The organism is Phycisphaerae bacterium (assembly GCA_024102815.1).
In the GTDB taxonomy this organism is placed as follows: Bacteria; Planctomycetota; Phycisphaerae; order UBA1845; family UBA1845; genus JAGFJJ01.
In genome coordinates, this window is record JAGFJJ010000009.1 from 1 (window position 1) to 1,579 (window position 1,579).

The window sequence follows — 1,579 nt, forward strand, 5'->3', positions numbered from 1 at the left end:
CGGCCGGGATCTCCGGCGTAGCGCCCACGGATCCGAATCAGCCGCCGCAGGAAACCACGGAGGTGCCCACTTCGGGCCCGGCTCCCCTGCCCCCGCAGCAGGAGTTCGCCCAGGGCGAAGAGCGCGAGTCGGACGGCGAGAATGTCATTTCGTCAGCGTCGCCCACAGCGTTGCTGACGACTGGCAGTGGATATACGGGAACCATCGCGTACTGCTGCACCTTTACCGTTCCGTGGGTGGTGACCATGTCCAGTGCAACCGCCACGTTCGACGGACTGGGTCGCATGACCGAGATCGTGGATCTCCTCGATCAGAAATTCATCTCGGATGGCACGTCCATCGTGGATTATGGAAACGATGGCCTTATTGCCTGGGGCAGATGGACCGGGAATGTCACCGGACAGGCAGAGATTGATGGCATGAATGCGATCAATGAGACCTACGACGGCAATAAGGGCCTGCATTTTGTGGTGGGGATGCCAACGCCAAGTCTTCCGACGTCCGGGGTGGCCACCTACAGTCTGCTGGGCGCGACACGGCCAACGTACGCTGACGGATCGCAGGCACCCGGAAGCTTCAATGGCTCTTTGAGCGTTGATTTCGGAACATCGGTCGCGACAATCAACGCGAACTTTACCGTCACGATGCCAGACCGCACGTACGGTATGACCGGCTCCACGAGCACCTCATCCGCCGCGTTCTCGATAAGCCCGTCGGTGACTGGTTGTGCCAGCAGTTGCAGTGCCTCGATCGAGGGCTTTTTCGCCGGGGCAACTGCCGAGCGCGCGGGCGTCGGGTATCACATCGACGATTTCGCGGCCAACAAGGACGTCTTGGGGGCCGCCGCATTCACAAAGCAGTAGCGCAGAGTTTTGATGACAAGTTGCCTACATAGTTAATTTGGCTTGGGAGTCCGCATGCCGAGCAAGAAGCCCTTTAGACTGAACCGCAGCGGCCTGCTGCTGGCGTTGATCTCGACGGCGTTCGCGGGCCAGGCGCAAGGTGCCGCCGGGCGCGTGGAGTTCGCCATCGGCCCGGCCACCGTGGTGGGGGCCAATGGGCAGGCGCGGCCGGCAACCCGCGGCACCGAGGTCGACTCCGGCGACACCGTGCGCACCCAACAGGGCGGCCGCGTGCAGGTCCGCATGGCCGACGGCGCCTACATCTCGCTTCAGCCCAACACCGAGTTCGGCATCAAGGACTACAAGTTCGAGGGCAAGACCGACGGCTCCGAGAGCGCCTTCTACTCCCTGCTCAAGGGCGCGATGCGCACCGTCACCGGCCTGATCGGGCGGGTCAATCGCAACAGGTACCTCGTGTCCACGCCCACGGCGACTGTCGGCATCCGCGGCACCGGCGGCGTGATCCAGGTGCAGGACGACGGCTCCACCCTCGTTCAGGGCACCAGCGGCATCTGGTTCCTCGCCAACCCGGCGGGGACCATCGACATTCCGGCCGGGATCTCCGGCGTAGCGCCCACGGATCCGAATCAGCCGCCGCAGGAAACCACGGAGGTGCCCACTTCGGGCCCGGCTCCCCTGCCCCCGCAGCAGGAGTTCGCCCAGGGCGAAGAGCGCGA

The 1,579-nt window shown here is 64.3% G+C and carries 2 protein-coding genes; both read left to right on the forward strand.

Features of this window, described 5'->3' with window-relative positions:
• Window positions 1-863 (forward strand): hypothetical protein (locus J5J06_02715; protein ID MCO6435982.1); only part of this gene is annotated, 863 nt, incomplete at its 5' end.
• A gap of 54 nt (window positions 864-917) precedes the next feature.
• The coding region (locus tag J5J06_02720; protein ID MCO6435983.1) for a FecR domain-containing protein at window positions 918-1,579 on the forward strand (662 nt) is incomplete at its 3' end.